Origin of the sequence: Tardibacter chloracetimidivorans (genome assembly GCF_001890385.1) — a bacterium.
GTDB classification, from domain to species: domain Bacteria; phylum Pseudomonadota; class Alphaproteobacteria; order Sphingomonadales; family Sphingomonadaceae; genus Tardibacter; species Tardibacter chloracetimidivorans.
In genome coordinates, this window is sequence record NZ_CP018221.1 from 1,531,786 (window position 1) to 1,547,103 (window position 15,318).

19 protein-coding genes are annotated in these 15,318 nt (G+C 65.4%); 9 read left to right on the forward strand and 10 right to left on the reverse strand.

The window, feature by feature from the left end:
- Genes BSL82_RS08005 through ffh form a run of 5 tightly spaced genes read right to left on the reverse strand, consistent with a single transcriptional unit; the run spans position 1 to position 3,230 of the window.
- Entirely contained in the window at positions 1 to 378 is a 378-nt protein-coding gene (locus BSL82_RS08005) for a type II toxin-antitoxin system VapC family toxin (protein WP_072596807.1), read from the reverse strand.
- Positions 375 to 650, reverse strand: a complete 276-nt coding sequence (locus BSL82_RS08010) for an AbrB/MazE/SpoVT family DNA-binding domain-containing protein (RefSeq protein ID WP_072596808.1) — start codon at positions 648 to 650, stop codon at positions 375 to 377. Before BSL82_RS08010 ends, BSL82_RS08005 begins: the two co-directional genes overlap by 4 nt.
- A gap of 30 nt (positions 651 to 680) precedes the next feature.
- Entirely contained in the window at positions 681 to 1,169 is a 489-nt protein-coding gene (gene rimM, locus BSL82_RS08015; RefSeq protein WP_072596809.1) for a ribosome maturation factor RimM, read from the reverse strand.
- 6 nt (positions 1,170 to 1,175) lie between these two features.
- Positions 1,176 to 1,736 carry a 30S ribosomal protein S16 gene (rpsP, locus tag BSL82_RS08020; protein ID WP_072596810.1) on the reverse strand — a complete coding sequence of 187 codons (561 nt, stop codon included), beginning with the start codon at positions 1,734 to 1,736 and terminating at the stop codon, positions 1,176 to 1,178.
- A gap of 33 nt (positions 1,737 to 1,769) precedes the next feature.
- Positions 1,770 to 3,230 (reverse strand): signal recognition particle protein, encoded by a 1,461-nt coding sequence (gene ffh, locus BSL82_RS08025; RefSeq protein WP_072596811.1) that lies wholly within the window; start codon positions 3,228 to 3,230, stop codon positions 1,770 to 1,772.
- Between the two features lie 207 nt (positions 3,231 to 3,437).
- On the opposite strand from ffh, the gene BSL82_RS08030 reads away from it, so the two are divergent.
- Positions 3,438 to 3,674 carry a hypothetical protein gene (locus BSL82_RS08030; protein WP_158010745.1) on the forward strand — a complete coding sequence of 79 codons (237 nt, stop codon included), beginning with the start codon at positions 3,438 to 3,440 and terminating at the stop codon, positions 3,672 to 3,674.
- A gap of 1 nt (position 3,675) precedes the next feature.
- Here BSL82_RS08030 and BSL82_RS08035 read toward each other — a convergent pair whose 3' ends face one another.
- The gene (locus BSL82_RS08035; protein WP_226998669.1) at positions 3,676 to 4,221 is read right to left on the reverse strand and encodes a DUF924 family protein; all 546 of its coding nucleotides are present in this window, start codon (positions 4,219 to 4,221) and stop codon (positions 3,676 to 3,678) included.
- A gap of 51 nt (positions 4,222 to 4,272) precedes the next feature.
- On the opposite strand from BSL82_RS08035, the gene dapF reads away from it, so the two are divergent.
- Genes dapF through BSL82_RS08060 form a run of 5 tightly spaced genes read left to right on the forward strand, consistent with a single transcriptional unit; the run spans position 4,273 to position 8,617 of the window.
- The gene (gene dapF / locus BSL82_RS08040; protein WP_072596814.1) at positions 4,273 to 5,079 is read left to right on the forward strand and encodes a diaminopimelate epimerase; all 807 of its coding nucleotides are present in this window, start codon (positions 4,273 to 4,275) and stop codon (positions 5,077 to 5,079) included.
- The gene (gene mtaB / locus BSL82_RS08045; RefSeq protein WP_072596815.1) at positions 5,076 to 6,320 is read left to right on the forward strand and encodes a tRNA (N(6)-L-threonylcarbamoyladenosine(37)-C(2))-methylthiotransferase MtaB; all 1,245 of its coding nucleotides are present in this window, start codon (positions 5,076 to 5,078) and stop codon (positions 6,318 to 6,320) included. Before dapF ends, mtaB begins: the two co-directional genes overlap by 4 nt.
- Positions 6,320 to 7,252, forward strand: a complete 933-nt coding sequence (ftsY, locus tag BSL82_RS08050) for a signal recognition particle-docking protein FtsY (protein ID WP_072598679.1) — start codon at positions 6,320 to 6,322, stop codon at positions 7,250 to 7,252. The genes mtaB and ftsY overlap by 1 nt, the downstream gene beginning before the upstream one ends.
- Positions 7,253 to 7,264: 12 nt before the next feature.
- On the forward strand, positions 7,265 to 7,867 hold the full coding sequence (locus BSL82_RS08055; protein WP_072596816.1) for a septation protein A: 603 nt from the start codon (positions 7,265 to 7,267) through the stop codon (positions 7,865 to 7,867).
- A gap of 6 nt (positions 7,868 to 7,873) precedes the next feature.
- Positions 7,874 to 8,617 (forward strand): alpha/beta fold hydrolase, encoded by a 744-nt coding sequence (locus tag BSL82_RS08060; protein WP_083579106.1) that lies wholly within the window; start codon positions 7,874 to 7,876, stop codon positions 8,615 to 8,617.
- Between the two features lie 9 nt (positions 8,618 to 8,626).
- Here the strand turns inward: BSL82_RS08060 and BSL82_RS08065 are convergent, their stop codons facing one another.
- Genes BSL82_RS08065 through rpmF form a run of 3 tightly spaced genes read right to left on the reverse strand, consistent with a single transcriptional unit; the run spans position 8,627 to position 10,871 of the window.
- Positions 8,627 to 9,589 carry a beta-ketoacyl-ACP synthase III gene (locus BSL82_RS08065; RefSeq protein ID WP_072596817.1) on the reverse strand — a complete coding sequence of 321 codons (963 nt, stop codon included), beginning with the start codon at positions 9,587 to 9,589 and terminating at the stop codon, positions 8,627 to 8,629.
- Positions 9,582 to 10,661: a phosphate acyltransferase PlsX gene (gene plsX / locus BSL82_RS08070; RefSeq protein ID WP_072596818.1), complete on the reverse strand. Its 1,080-nt coding sequence runs from the start codon at positions 10,659 to 10,661 to the stop codon at positions 9,582 to 9,584. Before plsX ends, BSL82_RS08065 begins: the two co-directional genes overlap by 8 nt.
- A gap of 30 nt (positions 10,662 to 10,691) precedes the next feature.
- Positions 10,692 to 10,871, reverse strand: coding sequence for a 50S ribosomal protein L32 (rpmF, locus tag BSL82_RS08075; RefSeq protein WP_072596819.1), 180 nt, complete (start codon positions 10,869 to 10,871; stop codon positions 10,692 to 10,694).
- Positions 10,872 to 11,088: 217 nt separating this feature from the next.
- Here rpmF and BSL82_RS08080 point away from each other — a divergent pair, with 217 nt between their 5' ends.
- Positions 11,089 to 11,472, forward strand: a complete 384-nt coding sequence (locus BSL82_RS08080) for an MAPEG family protein (RefSeq protein ID WP_072596820.1) — start codon at positions 11,089 to 11,091, stop codon at positions 11,470 to 11,472.
- Here the strand turns inward: BSL82_RS08080 and BSL82_RS08085 are convergent.
- Complete coding sequence (locus BSL82_RS08085; protein ID WP_072596821.1) at positions 11,463 to 12,131, reverse strand: MBL fold metallo-hydrolase; 669 nt, start codon at positions 12,129 to 12,131, stop codon at positions 11,463 to 11,465. The genes BSL82_RS08080 and BSL82_RS08085 overlap by 10 nt on opposite strands.
- A gap of 99 nt (positions 12,132 to 12,230) precedes the next feature.
- Here BSL82_RS08085 and pabB point away from each other — a divergent pair, with 99 nt between their 5' ends.
- Both pabB and BSL82_RS08095 read left to right on the forward strand, forming a co-directional pair.
- Positions 12,231 to 14,030 carry an aminodeoxychorismate synthase component I gene (gene pabB / locus BSL82_RS08090; protein WP_083579315.1) on the forward strand — a complete coding sequence of 600 codons (1,800 nt, stop codon included), beginning with the start codon at positions 12,231 to 12,233 and terminating at the stop codon, positions 14,028 to 14,030.
- Between the two features lie 39 nt (positions 14,031 to 14,069).
- Entirely contained in the window at positions 14,070 to 15,272 is a 1,203-nt protein-coding gene (locus BSL82_RS08095) for a pyridoxal phosphate-dependent aminotransferase (protein ID WP_072596823.1), read from the forward strand.
- Positions 15,273 to 15,318: the final 46 nt, after the last annotated feature.

A 15,318-nucleotide genomic window follows, 5' to 3' on the forward strand; every position in this document is an offset into this window, starting at 1 on the left:
TCACGCCGCCCAATTCTCAAGCTTCAGACCCGGCACATCCGCAAAGTCATCTTCATTGTTGGTGATGATCACGGCGTCGAGACTCAGCGCATGTGCTGCCAGCAAGCGGTCGAAGCGCGCACGCCTGAACGGAAGCCCCGCATAGGCGCGAGCAGCCGCCTCATCGAAAGGCAGCATCGGAATCACCGCGAGAAAGGCGTCGAGAACCTCTGTCGGAGGCGGTTTGCCATTGTGCGTTCCAAGGGCGACTTCGGCAAAGCTGATGGCCGAGATCGCAATGTCGCCGGGCGCACATTGCTCCATTCGCTCGGTCAATGGGGAGTGGCGTTCGGCCATCGCATAGATGGCCGACTCCGCATCGATCAGATACTTCGTCACGATTCGTGCTGGCGTGCACGTTTGGCGACCGTGCTGGGCCGCTCGTCAAATTCACGAAGTTCCCTCGGGATGGGCTTCAGCCACGGCGCCTTTCCGGCAAAACCACTGATATCGAGCTTTCGGCCTGACGTATCGGCCGGTTCGAAGGTGTATTTGCTCTGCTCCTCGCGGACCACCATTTCGGCGCCTTCCTTGAGACCCAGCGCCTTCGGCAGCCGCAACGCAAGCGAGTTGCCCGACTTGAACACCTTCGCGCGATATTCCTTGCCCATCACGGCCTCCGTATATACGCAATGTATATACTAAGCCGCAAAGCTGGCGTCAATCACCATGCCTTCGGCGGACCATTGCGGCACCGCCTCCCGGTTCATCGACACCATGAAGCGGCCGCCGTCCGGCCGTTCGATCTCGATCACGTCGCCCGCGCCGTAATTGTCGACCGCGACGACATGGCCAAGGTCTTCACCCGTGGTGGAGGTGCATGGCAGCCCGATCAGGTCGGCATGATAATATTCGCCCTCGCCGAGCGGCGGCAGCGACTCGCGCGCGACGGCAAGCACCGTGCCCCGCAGCTTTTCGGCGTCGGTGCGGTCGCTCACCTCGGCGAAACGCGCGACCGCGTCGCCCTTGTCCGGGCGGATGGACTTCAATGAAAGCATGCGGCCACCGGCATCGAACGTCCGGTGGCGCTTCAGGCTTTCAATGTCGTGCGCGAACAGCTTCAGGCGCACCTCGCCGCCTATGCCGTGCGCTCCGGCGACGGCGGCGAGGGTAACCAGCTTTTCAGCCATGGAGCGTCAGCCCTGGGCCTTTTCCTCGGCGGTTTCAGCGCCTTCAGCCGGAGCGGCGTCGACCGCGCCTTCGGCCGGAGCCTCAGCGGAAACGCCTTCGTTGGCCGGCTCTTCCTGGGCGGGAGCCTCCGCAGCGGTTTCCTCGGCAGGAGCTTCGGCGACGACTTCCTCGGCTGGAGCTTCTTCCTCGGCCGGAGCGTTGGCGGCGGCGTTTGCAGCTTCCTCGGCTTCGGCAGCCTTGGCAGCCCTGGTTTCGGCGCGTTCCACCGCCTTTTCGCCCGGCTTCGCCTTGTTCGGGTTGTTGCGTGCGGCGCGCTCCACGATGCCGGCGGCGTCGAAGAAGCGGGCAACGCGATCGGTCGGCTGCGCGCCGACGCTCAGCCAATGCTTCGCGCGGTCGCCGTCCAGCGTCACGCGCTTGGGATCGTCCTTGGCGAGCAGCGGATTATAGGTGCCGATCTTCTCGATGAAGCGGCCATCGCGCGGGGCGCGGCTGTTCGCAACGACGATGCGGTAATAGGGACGCTTCTTGGCGCCACCGCGCGCCAGACGGATTGAAACTGACATTCTTCGCTCTTCCTTCCTGTAACCTTCAAAAAACTATCGCTTCAGAAACTTGTCGAAGCCCGGCGGCAAGCCGCCCGGACCGCCCGCGCCGGGAAGACCGGGCAGGCCTCCCCCACCGCCGCCCATCATTCCGGCAAGGCCGCCAGCACCGCCCGGCATCTTTCCCATCAGGCCCATCAACGCCTTCATCCCGCCCATCTTCCTGAGCTTCTTCATGGCGGTGGACATTTCCTGATGCATCTTGAGCAGCCGGTTCACGTCCTGAACCGTGGTGCCCGATCCCTTGGCGATGCGGATCTTGCGCTTGGCGTTGAGGATGTCTGGCTTGGCGCGCTCCTTGGGAGTCATGGAGCCGACCATCGCCTCCATGCGAAGCAGCAGCCGGTCGTCGGGTCCGTTGTTCGCCATCGCGGCCTTGGCCTTCGCCAGCCCCGGTATCATCGAGGCAAGTGCGCCGATTCCGCCCATGTTGCGCATCTGGCGAAGCTGGGAGCGCAGGTCCTCCATGTCGAACTGGCCCTTCGACATCTTGGCCGCCAGCCTTTCGGCGGCGTCCTGCTCCATCGTCTCGGCCGCCTTTTCGACAAGGCTGACGACGTCGCCCATGCCGAGGATGCGACCGGCGACCCGGCGCGGATCGAAGGTGTCGAGCGCGTCCAGCTTCTCGCCGACGCCGACGAACTTGATCGGGCGTCCGGTGACGGCGCGCATCGAGAGCGCCGCGCCGCCGCGCGCATCGCCGTCCATCCGGGTGAGGACGACGCCGGAGAGTTCGACCTGATCGGAAAAGCTCCTCGCGACATTGACCGCGTCCTGCCCGGTCAGCGCATCGACGACGAGCAGCGTCTCGTCCGGCTCGGCCACCCGGGCCACCGCCTTCATCTCCTCCATCAACTGCGCGTCGACGTGGAGGCGGCCCGCCGTGTCCAGCATCACCACGTCAAAGCCCTGGAGCTTCGCCGCCTGAAGCGCGCGGCGGGCGATGTCGACCGGCTGCTGCCCGACGACGATCGGCAGCGTCGCGACGCCGGTCTGCTCGCCGAGCACGCGGAGCTGTTCCTGCGCGGCCGGGCGGGCGACGTCCAGCGACGCCATCATCACCTTCTTGCGGCCCTTTTCGGTCAGCCGCTTGGCGATCTTGGCGGTGGTCGTCGTCTTGCCGGAGCCTTGCAGACCAACCATCATGACGACCGCCGGAGGCGTGACGTCGAGATTGAGGTCGACTGCATCCGACCCCAGCATTTCGACAAGGCCGTCATGGACGATCTTCACGACCTGCTGGCCGGGCGTGACCGAGCGAATCACCTGCTGGCCGACAGCCTGCTCGGTGACCTTGTCGACAAAGCTGCGGGCGACCGGAAGCGCGACATCGGCCTCCAGCAGCGCGACGCGCACTTCGCGCATCGCCTCGCGGACATCGGCTTCGGAGAGCGCACCACGCCCACGCAGGCGGTCGAACACGCCGCCAAGCCGGTCGCTCAGGCTCTCAAACATAGACCTACTCCCAAACGGTTTTACGCCGGCGGGCGAAAACTCGCTGGCCGGCGTGCATCCGTGGACGCTGTGCAATCATGCTCTTCGAAGATCGAAGCAGTTCGCTCCTAACGCCGGACGGCCGCAAAAGTCAACGCCGGGGCGATCTTCATACCTTGGAAAGATTTTCGCGCGAAGCTCCGGGTCAACATGCAGCAGGAGGCATTGATGCAGGAACGGGTCGCCCCAATCACCGCCAGCCGGAACACCGAGATGCTCCGGGGCCTGATCATGACGGCCTGCTGCGGGCTGCTGATGACGGTCATCCTGCCCAGCCTCCGGATCATCGAACAGGCGTGGAAATCGGCGGCGACCGCCAATCTGCTGCCGCTATCGACGATGGCGCTCGTGCTCTCGCTGATCCTGCTCACCCACGCCCGGCAAAGGCAGGGCGCGCGCCGATAATTCAAAAGCGGCTGCCGGGTTCTTTCAGAAAGGCCGCTTCAGCCGCCGTGCTGTCGCGCTCCAGCACGTCGTTTCGCTGCGGGAAACGACCGAAACACGCGATCTGGTCGCGATGGCGGATTGCGAAGTCCAGCACGTCCTTCATGCCCAGCGCGCGGTAAAGCTCCACCGAAAGCTCCTGATCGGCCAGATCCTCGCTGTGCATCAGCGGCATGTAGAGGAACCATTTTTCCTCCACGCCAAGCAGCCTGTCCCAACCCTTGTCGAGCGCTTCGCGCATCAGCGCCCGCGCCGCCTCGTCCTGGGCAAAGGCGCGCGGATCATCACGATAGAGATTGCGCGAGAACTGATCCAGCACGATCACGGCGGCCAGCAGGCCGCGCGGCCTGTCGCGCCACTCCTGCGGCACCTTTTCCGCCAGCCGCGCGTGCAGGGCGCCAAAACGCTCCCGGATCGCCGCGTCCAGCGCCTTGTCGCGCACAAAGCGACGCTCCATCGGGGTTTCGGACAGCCAGAATTGCAGAACCTCTTCGGCTTCGATCGGCACTGGCGACTCCATTGGTGGACTTGGGGCCTCTGAAACCCTAAATCGCGCGCGATGACGCGATCATTCCACAAGATGCACGGGCTCGGCAATGACTTCGCCGTATTCGATGCGCGCGAGACGCCGCTGGCGATGACGCCGGCGCTCGCCGCCGCGCTTGCCGACCGCCATACCGGCATCGGCTGCGACCAGTTGATCGTCGTCGAGCCGTCCACCATCGCCGATGTCCGCATGCGCATCTGGAACGCCGATGGATCGGAAGTGGAAGCCTGCGGAAACGCCACCCGCTGCGTCGCGGCGCTGGTCGGCCGGGAGTGCTCGATAGAGACGGCGGGCGGGCTGCTTTCGGCAGCGCCCGGCGGCGATGGCGCAAGCGTGGACATGGGCGCCCCCCGTTTCGGCTGGGAGGAGATCCCGCTTGCCTATGCAATGGACACCACGGCCCTGCCGGTGGGCTGGGAGATGCTGGAGGGGGCGACCGCGATCAACGTCGGCAACCCGCACCTCGTGTTCTTCGTGCCCGACCTGGATGACGTGCCGCTGGAGCGGCTTGGGCCGCAGATAGAAACCGATCCGCTGTTCCCCAACCGGATCAACGTCAATGTCGCGCAGGTCATCGACAGAGGCCGCGTCCGCGCGCGAACGTGGGAACGCGGCGCGGGCCTGACCCGGGCCTGCGGCACCGGCGCATGCGCCACCGCAGTCGCGGCGATCCGGGCGGGGCTGGCCGACAACGAGGTGACCGTGGAATTGCCGGGCGGGCCGCTGGTCATCGAATGGCGGTCGGGCGGCAACATCCGCATGACCGGCCCGGCGACCCTTGCCTATACCGGCGAGATCGACCTTGAGGCGTTCCGGTGACGGCGGAGGTCATCACCTTTGGATGCCGCCTGAACGCCGCGGATTCCGACGCCATGCGCGCGCTGGCGGCGGACGGCGGGGAGACGGTGATCGTCAACACCTGTGCTGTGACGGGCGAAGCGGTGCGGCAGGCGCGGCAGGCGATCCGCAAGGCCAAGCGGGCCAATCCGGCAGCCCGGGTGATCGTCACCGGCTGCGCCGCGCAGATCGAGCCGCAGACCTTCGCCGCAATGCCCGAGGTTTCGCGGGTGCTGGGCAATATCGACAAGTTCGAGCCTGCCAATCTGCGTTTCGACGATGCGGATGTTCCCGACGTGCGCATGTCCGACATCATGGCCGTGCGACAGACAGCGCCCCACATGCTGGGTGGTTTCGCCGAACGCGCCCGCGCCTTTGTGGAGGTGCAGAACGGCTGCGACCACCGCTGCACCTTCTGCATCATCCCCTATGGGCGGGGAAACTCACGCTCCGCCCCCGCCGGGCTGGTGATCGACCGGATCAAGGCGCTGGTCGATCAGGGCTTTGGCGAAGTGGTGCTGACGGGCGTGGACGTGACATCCTATGGCCCCGATCTGCCGGGCGGCTCCACGCTCGGAAGGCTGGTGCAACGCATCCTGACCCATGTGCCGGAGTTGAAGCGCCTGCGCCTGTCATCGATCGATTCGGTGGAAATCGACGAGGCGCTGCTTGACGCGATCACCGGGGAATCCCGGCTGATGCCACATCTTCACCTGTCGTTGCAGGCCGGTGACGACATGATCCTGAAACGGATGAAGCGCAGGCACGACCGCAGGCAGTCGATCGATTTCTGCGCGCGGGTGCGCAAGGCGCGGCCCGATGTAGCCTTTGGCGCGGACCTGATCGCGGGCTTTCCGACCGAAACCGACGAAATGTTCGAGAACACGCTGCGGCTGATCGACGAATGCGACATCGTCTTCGGCCATATCTTCCCCTATTCCGCGCGCACCGGAACCCCTGCCGCCAAAATGCCGCAGGTGCCCGTGCCGGTGCGGAAGGAACGCGCCGCCCGGTTGCGCGCCGCTTCGGCGACCCGGCTCGATCGCTGGCTCGCTTCCCTGGTCGGAACCACCCAGCGCCTGCTCGTGGAGCGGGAGGACGGCAGCGGACATGGCGAGAGCTTTGCCCCCATCCGCATCGATGGCGGCGGCGAACCGGGAGAGATTGTGGCTGTTAAGACATCCGGCGTTGTGGATGGGATGCTTGAGGCGGTGAAAGCGTGATCGAAGAAAAGGGCGGAAGCTGGCTCGATCGGCTGAGGCGCGGCTTCTCCCGCACGTCGGAGCGGCTGAACGAGAATCTCACCGGCCTTGTCGGGCCTGGCATCGAGCTTGACGAACGGACGCTTGGCGAGCTTGAGGAGGCGCTGATCGCGACCGACCTTGGCCCCGCTGCTGCGGCCCGAATCGCCGCGCGGGTGGGCGAAGGGCGCTACAGCAAGACGCTGGACGAGGCTGGCCTGCGCGCCATCGTTGCCGATGAAATCGCAAAGATCCTGCGCCCGGTCGCCAAGCCGCTGGAGATCACCGCCTTTCCGCGCCCGCATGTGGTGCTGGTGGTGGGCGTCAACGGATCGGGCAAGACCACGACCATCGCAAAGCTGGCGCATCTGTTCACCGAGCAGGATTATTCGGTGATGCTTGCGGCGGGAGACACCTTTCGCGCCGCCGCCATCGCCCAGCTCCAGACATGGGGCGACCGCGCGGGCGTGCCGGTGGTCTCGGGCAAAGAAGGCGCGGATGCGGCAGGCCTCGTGTTCGACGCGCATCAGCGCGCGCGGGCCGAAGGAGTCGACGTGCTGATCGTCGACACCGCCGGACGCCTCCAGAACAAGCAGGGCCTGATGGACGAGCTTGCCAAGGTGAAGCGCGTGCTCGGCAAGCTGGACGCCGCCGCGCCGCACGACGTGGTGCTGGTGCTGGATGCGACCGTCGGCCAGAATGCGTTCAGCCAGATCGAGGCATTCCGCGAGACGGCCGGTGTCACCGGGCTGGTGATGACCAAGCTGGACGGCACGGCGCGCGGCGGCGTGCTGGTTGCGGCGGCGGAACGCTATGGCCTGCCGATCCATGCCGTGGGCGTTGGTGAAACCATGACCGACCTGCGCCCGTTCGATGCGGATGAACTGGCCCGCGCCATCGCCGGCGCACGTTGACGAGGACCAAGGATGACCGACGCCGCCAAGACCACAGAACCGGGCACGGGCCTTAAGCTGGCGATCGATTTCGGGCCGTTGCTGGCCTTCTTCATCGCCAACAGCCTGGCGGGCGTGTTCACCGCCACCGCCGCCTTCATGGCGGCCACGGCCGTCGCCATGCTGGTGTCGAAGATGAAGATGGGCAGGGTCTCGCCGATCCTGTGGCTGTCGGGCGTGATGGTGCTCGGCTTTGGCGGGCTGACGCTGTGGCTGCACAATGAAACCTTCATCAAGGTGAAGCCGACCATCGTCTATGTCATGTTCGCGTCGATCCTCTTCTTCGGCCTCATCAGCGGAAAGCCGACCTTGAAGATCGTGCTGGAGACCGCCTATCCCGGCCTTGACGAGGCGGGCTGGCACAAGCTGACCCGCAACTGGGGCCTGTTCTTCATCGCCATGGCGCTGCTGAACGAGGCAGTGTGGCGCACCCAGTCCACCGATTTCTGGATCGCGTTCAAGCTTTGGGGCGTGGTGCCGCTGTCGCTGGTCTTCGCCATGGCACAAGCCCCGATATTGATGAAGCACGGCATGAAGCTGGACAAGGCGGAACCGCCGATCACACCGCAAGGCTGAGCGCCGGTGCGGCTCATCCTTGCCATTCTGCTTTTCGCCATCCCCCTTCCCGCACAGGCGGCGGACAAGCTGCCCTTCATCCTGATCCACGGCGGCTGGGGCGGCGGTCAGGGCTGGTGGAAAGTGAAATCGCTGCTGGAAAAGCAGGGCCATCGCGTGTTCGCCCCTTCCCTGCCGGGACAGGGAGACCGGGCGCAGGAAGGCGGGCCGCACGTCAACCTCACCAGCCATGTGAACGCCATCGTCGCGCTGATCGCGCGCGAGCGGCTGGAGCATGTCGTCCTCGTCGGACACAGCCTTGGCGGCATGGTGGTTTCAGGCGTGGCCGAGCGCACCCCGGAAAAACTTGCACGCCTCGTCTATGTCGACGCCTTTCTGCCCCAACATGGCGAATCGGCCTTTGACCAGATGGCTCCGGCCTTCGTCGCGACGCTGAAAAAACGGGCGGCGGATCGGGGCGAAGGCTGGGCCATCGCGTCGAACGACGGCAAGGGTCCGCCCCAGCCGATCGGCACGCTGGAGGAAAGGATCAGCCTGACCAACCCGGCCGCCGCCGCCATTCCCGGCACCTACATACTGACGATGGACCAGGGCGCGAAGGTGGATGCGTTCTCGGGAGCGGCGGCACGCGCGCGGCGGAAGATCTGGCCGGTCCATGTCCTTCACACCGGCCATCTGCCGCAGGTGACGATGCCCGCCACCCTTGCCGATCTGCTGATAGAGGCAGCGCTTGCAAGCCAGCCCTATTGAAGCGGCCAGCTAGAAGCGAACGGCAGCCGCGCCCCAGGTAAAGCCACCGCCCATCGCTTCCAGCACCACCATGTCGCCCTGTTTTACGCGGCCGTCGCGCACCGCCTCGTCAAGCGCGAGCGGCACTGACGCGGCCGAGGTGTTGGCGTGGCGATCGACCGTGACGACGACCTTTTCGGGCGCAAGGCCCAGCTTCTTTGCCGTGCCCTGCAGGATGCGCATATTGGCCTGGTGCGGGACAACCCAGTCGATATCGCTCGGCGTAAGGCCGAGCGCATCCATTGTTTCCACCAGAACATCGGCAAGATTCACGACGGCGTGGCGGAAAACCTCCTTGCCGCGCATCCGCAGCTTGCCGACCGTGCCGGTCGCGGACGGCCCGCCGTCGACGTAAAGCATTTCGCGGTGCCGCCCATCGGCGTGCAGCCGGGTCGCCAATATGCCGCGATCGCCGTTTTGGGCGTCGAGCACCACCGCGCCCGCGCCGTCGCCGAACAGAACGCAGGTCGTCCGGTCTTCCCAGTCGAGGATTCGGCTGAACGTCTCCGCCCCGATCACCAGCGCCTTGTCGGTCGTGCCGCCCTTCATCATGCTGTCGGCGACCGACAGCGCATAGAGGAAGCCGGAGCAGACGGCCTGCACGTCGAAGGCGACGCAATCGTTGATGCCAAGCGCCGCCTGCACCTGGGTCGCGACCGAAGGAAAGGTGTAGTCCGGCGTGGCGGTCGCAACGATGATCAGCCCGATCTGCCCGGCCTCCACGCCTGCCGCCTCAAGGGCGTGGCGCGCGGCGACGGTCGCAAGCGTGGACGTGGTCTCGCCTTCCGCCGCGATGCGGCGCGACCGGATGCCGGTGCGCTCGACGATCCAATCGTCGGATGTGTCGACGCGGGTTGAAAGCTCCGCATTGGTGACTTCACGTTCGGGCAGGCAGCTTCCGGTTCCAACGATGACGGATCGGCGTTCAGCCATTGATAGAATCCTGCCCCTGCTGCTGTTCGGCGGTTTGCGACGCGGTCATATGCGCCTTGAAATTATCGAGATCCTGAATGATCCGGCGGGTAATATCCTCCCTCACCAGCGCAGCGGCAACACCTATTGCGTTGGCGATGCCGATGGAGTTGGCCCCGCCGTGACTTTTCACCACAAGTCCGTTCAGCCCCAGAAACACCGCGCCATTATGGTTGTTGGGGTCCAGATGAACCCTCAGCATCTGCAGCGCGGGCCGCGACATGAGAAAGCCGAGCTTTGACCGAAGCGAGCTTTCAAACGACCTGCGCAGCAGGTCGGTCACCATCCGGGCGGTGCCTTCAATGGTCTTGAGCGCGATATTGCCCGAAAAACCGTCGGTGACGATCACATCGGCATCGCCCCGACCCAGCTTGTCGCCTTCGGTGAAACCTTCGAACCGCATCGGCAGATAGGTGGCCCCGCGCAGCAGCGTGGCTGCTTCCTTAAGCTCGCTGGTGCCCTTCAGGTCTTCCTCGCCGATGTTGAGCAGCTTCACGCGCGGGCGCTCCAGCCCCATCACCGTGCGGGCATAGGCCGCGCCCATCACTGCGAACTGGACGAGATTTTCAGTGTCGCACTCGGTGTTCGCGCCCAGATCGAGCATGACAAGGTCGTTGTCGCCAAGCGTCGGCAGCAGCGCCGCCAGCGCAGGACGTTCGATACCTTCCATGGTGCGGAGCGACAGCTTGGCCATGGCCATCAGCGCCCCGGTATTCCCGGCTGAAACGGCAGCCTGCGCAGCCCCCGATTTCACATCGGCGATGGCAAGGCCCATCGAGCTGTCGCGGGCACGGCGGATCGCCTGGGTGGGCTTGTCGTTCGGACCCACCGCGACATTGGTGTGAACCACGGTCGAATCGGCGGCGACCCCGGGCGCGGCGGCAAGCTCGCGGCGGATGTCCTCCTCGCGTCCATAGAGATGGAAGCACAGGTCCGGATCGCGGCGCTTGGCGATTTCCGCCCCGGCGATGACCACGGGCGCGCCACCATCGCCGCCCATGACATCAAGCGCGATGACGGGACGGCTGACCATTGGGTTTTCAACCGCCTCCGGCTATCGGGATCAGGCTTCGACCGAAACGACCTCGCGGCCATTATAATGGCCGCAGGCATTGCAGAGGTTATGCGGGCGCTTCAGCTCGCCACAGTTCGGGCATTCCTGAAATGCCTCCACCGTCAGGGCATGATGGCTGCGGCGCATGTTCCGCCGTGAGGGGGAAGTCTTTCTCTTGGGAACGGCCATGTCGGCACCTTATTCGTCAAAAAACCGAAAAGCACGAGCTGGCGGACCATCGGAGCGGAACGGCCTGAGGGGCCGCGTGCCCTGGCGGCCCGGGCTCGTGCGAGCGGGCGACCTATAGCGATTTGCTCGCCTGTTGCAAGCCATAAGCTTTCGGAACATCCTGCAATGTACCAGCGGCGTGACAGGATTCACGATCGTTCGGCAGGGGGAGAGAAAAATGCTCGACGTCACGCTTATCACTGCGGCGCTGCTTGCGTTTGTCAACATCTGGCTTGGCTACAGGGTGGGCCAGATCAGGACGAGGGAAAAGGTGTCGCTTGGCGACGCGGGCAAGCCGGCCCTTGTCGCGCGGATGCGCGCCCATGCCAATTTCGGCGAATATGTGCCCCTGCCGGTGATCCTGATCGGATTGATCGAGATGGCGGGCGCCGCGCGGACGCCGCTGATCGTTGCGGGCGCGGCCTTGCTCGTCGCGCGGGTGGCGCACGCCTATGGCATGGACCGGCCCGCGCCCAATCCACTGCGCATGGGCGGCATAGTCGTAACGCTCGCCGTAACAGCGGGGCTTGCCGGCTGGGGACTTTTCCTCGCCTACGCCTGAGCGCCGAGCGCCTGATCGGCCACGAACGGGTTCGTCTTGCGCTCCTGCGCGAAGCTGGACATCGGACCGTGGCCCGGCACGAAGGCGGTTTCCCCGCCCAGCGGCCAGAGCTTGCGCGTGATCGAGGCGATCAGATCGTCGTGATTGCCCATGGGAAAGTCGGTGCGCCCGATGGACCCCTGGAACAGCACGTCGCCGACCAACGCCAGCCGCGACTCGGGATGGTGGAACACGACATGGCCGGGCGTGTGGCCGGGGCAGTGGATCACATCCAGCACCAGTTCGCCCACCGTCACCCGGTCGCCGTCCTGAAGCCAGCGGTCCGGCTCGAACGGCCTTCCGGGGATTCCGTAACCGCGCCCGTCATCGGCCAGCCGCGCGATCCAGAAGCGGTCCGCCTCATGCGGGCCTTCGATCGGCACGCCCAGTTCTTCGGCAAGGATTCCGGCCGAGCCGCAATGATCGATATGGCCATGGGTGATGAGAATCTTCTCTATCGTCACGCCATGCTGCGCGGCGGCGGCCTTCAGCTTTTCCAGATCACCGCCCGGATCGACGAACGCGCCCTTCATCGTGCGCGTGCACCATAAAAGCGTGCAATTCTGCTGAAACGCGGTCACCGGGATGATCGCGGCCTGAAGAGGAGGTTGCGCCGTCATGGGTGGGAGATGACGACGGCGCGCTGCTTTTGCAAGTTTTGCCGCTCGACCGGCGTTCATGCCTAGCGGAAAAGCTTCCGGCTTGGCATGGAGTGGCGGATGCAGGGGTTCGACGCTTCACAGCCTTTTGTTCTGCTGGACGACGCACGGGAGGGCATGGCCGCCGCCCCGGCGCGTCTGTTCACCAGGCCGCGCGGCGTGATTTCCGCCTCCAGCCCCGATCAGGTGGAAAACGCGCTGGAGCAATTGCGTCTGGCGATCGCGCTTGGGCGGACGGCGGCGGGCTTCATCGGCTATGACGCGGGGCTCGCGCTGGAAGAACGGCTGCGTCCGCTTTATCAAGCGCCGGTCGACGGACTGCCGCTGATCTGGATGGCGCTGTTCGATCGTGTCGAGCAGATTCCGGCGAACGAAATCCCGGCGCTGCTGCCCGACCCCGACGGGGCGTGGATCGGGCCGCTTCAGCCCGGCATCTCCTATTCAGAATATCAGGCGATGGCCGAGAGGGTCCTGCGCCTGATCGGGGCGGGCGATATCTATCAGGCCAATCTCACCTTTCACGGCCATGTGGCGACGGAAGGCGATCCGCTGGCGCTTTACGCGAGACTGCGCGGCACAGCCGGGGCGGGCTGGGGCGCGGTGGTCCACACCGGCGAACGATGGATTCTCTCCGCCTCGCCCGAGCTGTTCTTTACTGTAGGCGATGGCCGGATCACGACGCGGCCGATGAAGGGCACCGCGACGCGCGACAGCGACGCCGACCGTGACCGGGCCGGGGCCGAAGCGCTTCGCAACGACGCCAAGGAGCGGGCCGAAAATCTGATGATCGTCGACCTGATCCGCAACGATCTGTCGCGGATCGCGGCTGTGGGCAGCGTCGAGACGAAGAGCCTCTTCGACATAGAGACCTATCCCTCCATCCATCAGATGACGTCGACCGTCGCCGCGGGGCTGGGCAAGGGCCGAACCGCCGTCGATGTGCTTGCGGCGCTCTTTCCCTGCGGGTCGGTGACGGGCGCGCCCAAGATCCGCGCGATGGAAGTGATCGCCGAGATCGAGAAGGAGCCGCGCGGGGTCTACACCGGCTCGATCGGCTGGGTCGGTCCCGGCGGCGAAGGCGGGTTCAACGTCGCGATCCGCACCCTTGTCATTCCGGAGGAGCCCGGCCCCGCGCGGCTGAGCGTCGGCTCGGCCGTGGTCGCCGACAGCACGGCGGATGCCGAATGGCGCGAATGCCTGGCCAAGAGCGCGTTCGCCGGGTCCGGCAACATCGCTTTCGACCTGATCGAGACGATGCGGTTCGACCCAGATGAAGGCATTATTCATCTGTCGCACCATCTGGAACGAATGGAGGAATCCGCCCGGACGTTCGGCTTCGCCTTCAACCGGCACGACATCCGCAACGAGCTTCAGGCGGCTGTCTTCACCCTTCGCCAGCCCGTGCGGGTCCGGCTGCTGCTGGGCCGCTCGGGCGCTGTCGCGATCGAGACGGCGCCCTTCCCCGCCCCCCCGGCCGAGCCGGTCGGAGTTGCGCTGGCGACGCTTCCGGTTTCACCGGGCGATTTCCGGCTGCGTCACAAGACCAGCTCCAGGCGATTTTATGACGAGGCGCGCATCGCGGCCGGGACGTTCGAGGTCGTCTTCACCGATCCGGAAGGACGACTGACGGAGGGCAGCTTCACCAACCTGTTCGTGGAAAGGGGTGGCCTGCTGCTCACCCCTGCGCTCCAGCGCGGCCTGCTGCCCGGAATCCTCCGGCGGACGCTGATCGAAGAGGGACGCGCCATCGAGGCCGATCTGACCCCCGCCGACCTTGCCCATGGCTTTTACATCGGCAACGCATTGCGGGGCCTTGTCCGCGCACAACTGGTTGCAAGCGCGGCACAGCCGGGTCTATAGCGCCCCCGCCTGCAAATCAGACATTCGGAGATAATGACCATGGCGCAGACCTCCGCCGCGCTTGACCGCATCACGCCTTCCGCCACGCTCGCGCTTACGACCAAGACGCTTGAGCTGAAACGGCAGGGCCGCGACATTATCGGCCTGGGCGCAGGCGAACCCGATTTCGACACCCCGGATTTCGTCAAGGAAGCCGCGATCGAGGCGATCCGGTCGGGCAAGACCAAATACACCAATGTCGACGGCACGCATGAGCTGAAGGAAGCCATCCAGGCCAAGTTCAAGCGCGACAACAGCCTCGACTATGCGCTGGACCAGATCAGCGTGAACGTGGGCGGCAAGCACACCATCTTCAACGCGCTGGTCGCGACGGTGGAGGCGGGCGACGAGGTTGTCATCCCCGCCCCCTATTGGGTGAGCTATCCCGACATCGTGCAGTTCGCCGGCGGCAAGCCCGTCTTCGTCAAAGCCGGGGTCGACCAGAACTTCAAGATCCGGCCCGAGCAGCTTGACGCCGCGATCACGCCCAAGACCAAATGGCTGATCTTCAACTCGCCGTCCAACCCGACGGGCGCCGCCTACAGCCGCGACGAGCTGAAGGCGCTGGCCGACGTTCTGGTGAAGCACCCGCATGTGCTGATCCTTGCCGACGACATGTACGAGCACATCGTCTATGACGATTTCCGCTTTGCGACGCTGGCCGAAGTCGAACCCGCGCTGTACGAGCGGACGCTGACGGTGAACGGCGCGTCCAAGGCCTATGCGATGACCGGCTGGCGCATCGGCTTTGCTGGCGGCCCGAAGTGGCTGATCAAGGCGATGGCGAAGCTGCAGTCGCAGTCGACCTCAAATCCCTGCTCCATCGCGCAGGCGGCGGCTGTGGCGGCGCTCAACGGTCCGCAGGATTTCCTGAAGGAACGCAACACCGCCTTCCAGCGCCGGCGCGATCTGGTGGTGTCGATGCTGAACCAGATCCATGGCGTCACCTGCCCGAGGCCGGAAGGCGCGTTCTACGTCTATCCCGACTGTTCCGGCCTGATCGGCAAGACCGCGCCGGACGGCACGAAGATCGACAGCGACGAGAAGCTGTGCGGCTATCTGCTGGACGGCGAAGGCGTGGCGGTGGTGCATGGCGCGGCCTTTGGCGTCGAGCCGGCCTTCCGCATCAGCTATGCGACTTCGGAAGCCATTCTGGAAGACGCCTGTTCGCGCATACAGCGGGCCTGCGCCGCCCTGCGCTGAACCCCCTTCCGCCGGGTTGCACCCGAACGGCTGCGCGACCATAGTC

What these genes read in the sequence shown, in the direction of transcription:
- pabB (WP_083579315.1), top strand. Translation starts at nt 12,231, where the DNA reads ATGCAGGGGTTCGACGCTTCACAGCCTTTTGTTCTGCTGGACGACGCA.
- plsX (WP_072596818.1), bottom strand. Translation starts at nt 10,661, where the DNA reads ATGGTCAGCCGTCCCGTCATCGCGCTTGATGTCATGGGCGGCGATGGT.
- BSL82_RS08085 (WP_072596821.1), bottom strand. Translation starts at nt 12,131, where the DNA reads ATGACGGCGCAACCTCCTCTTCAGGCCGCGATCATCCCGGTGACCGCG.
- dapF (WP_072596814.1), top strand. Translation starts at nt 4,273, where the DNA reads ATGACGCGATCATTCCACAAGATGCACGGGCTCGGCAATGACTTCGCC.
- rimM (WP_072596809.1), bottom strand. Translation starts at nt 1,169, where the DNA reads ATGGCTGAAAAGCTGGTTACCCTCGCCGCCGTCGCCGGAGCGCACGGC.
- rpsP (WP_072596810.1), bottom strand. Translation starts at nt 1,736, where the DNA reads ATGTCAGTTTCAATCCGTCTGGCGCGCGGTGGCGCCAAGAAGCGTCCC.
- BSL82_RS08010 (WP_072596808.1), bottom strand. Translation starts at nt 650, where the DNA reads ATGGGCAAGGAATATCGCGCGAAGGTGTTCAAGTCGGGCAACTCGCTT.
- BSL82_RS08065 (WP_072596817.1), bottom strand. Translation starts at nt 9,589, where the DNA reads ATGGCTGAACGCCGATCCGTCATCGTTGGAACCGGAAGCTGCCTGCCC.
- BSL82_RS08080 (WP_072596820.1), top strand. Translation starts at nt 11,089, where the DNA reads ATGCTCGACGTCACGCTTATCACTGCGGCGCTGCTTGCGTTTGTCAAC.
- BSL82_RS08030 (WP_158010745.1), top strand. Translation starts at nt 3,438, where the DNA reads ATGCAGGAACGGGTCGCCCCAATCACCGCCAGCCGGAACACCGAGATG.
- BSL82_RS08055 (WP_072596816.1), top strand. Translation starts at nt 7,265, where the DNA reads ATGACCGACGCCGCCAAGACCACAGAACCGGGCACGGGCCTTAAGCTG.
- BSL82_RS08095 (WP_072596823.1), top strand. Translation starts at nt 14,070, where the DNA reads ATGGCGCAGACCTCCGCCGCGCTTGACCGCATCACGCCTTCCGCCACG.
- rpmF (WP_072596819.1), bottom strand. Translation starts at nt 10,871, where the DNA reads ATGGCCGTTCCCAAGAGAAAGACTTCCCCCTCACGGCGGAACATGCGC.
- ffh (WP_072596811.1), bottom strand. Translation starts at nt 3,230, where the DNA reads ATGTTTGAGAGCCTGAGCGACCGGCTTGGCGGCGTGTTCGACCGCCTG.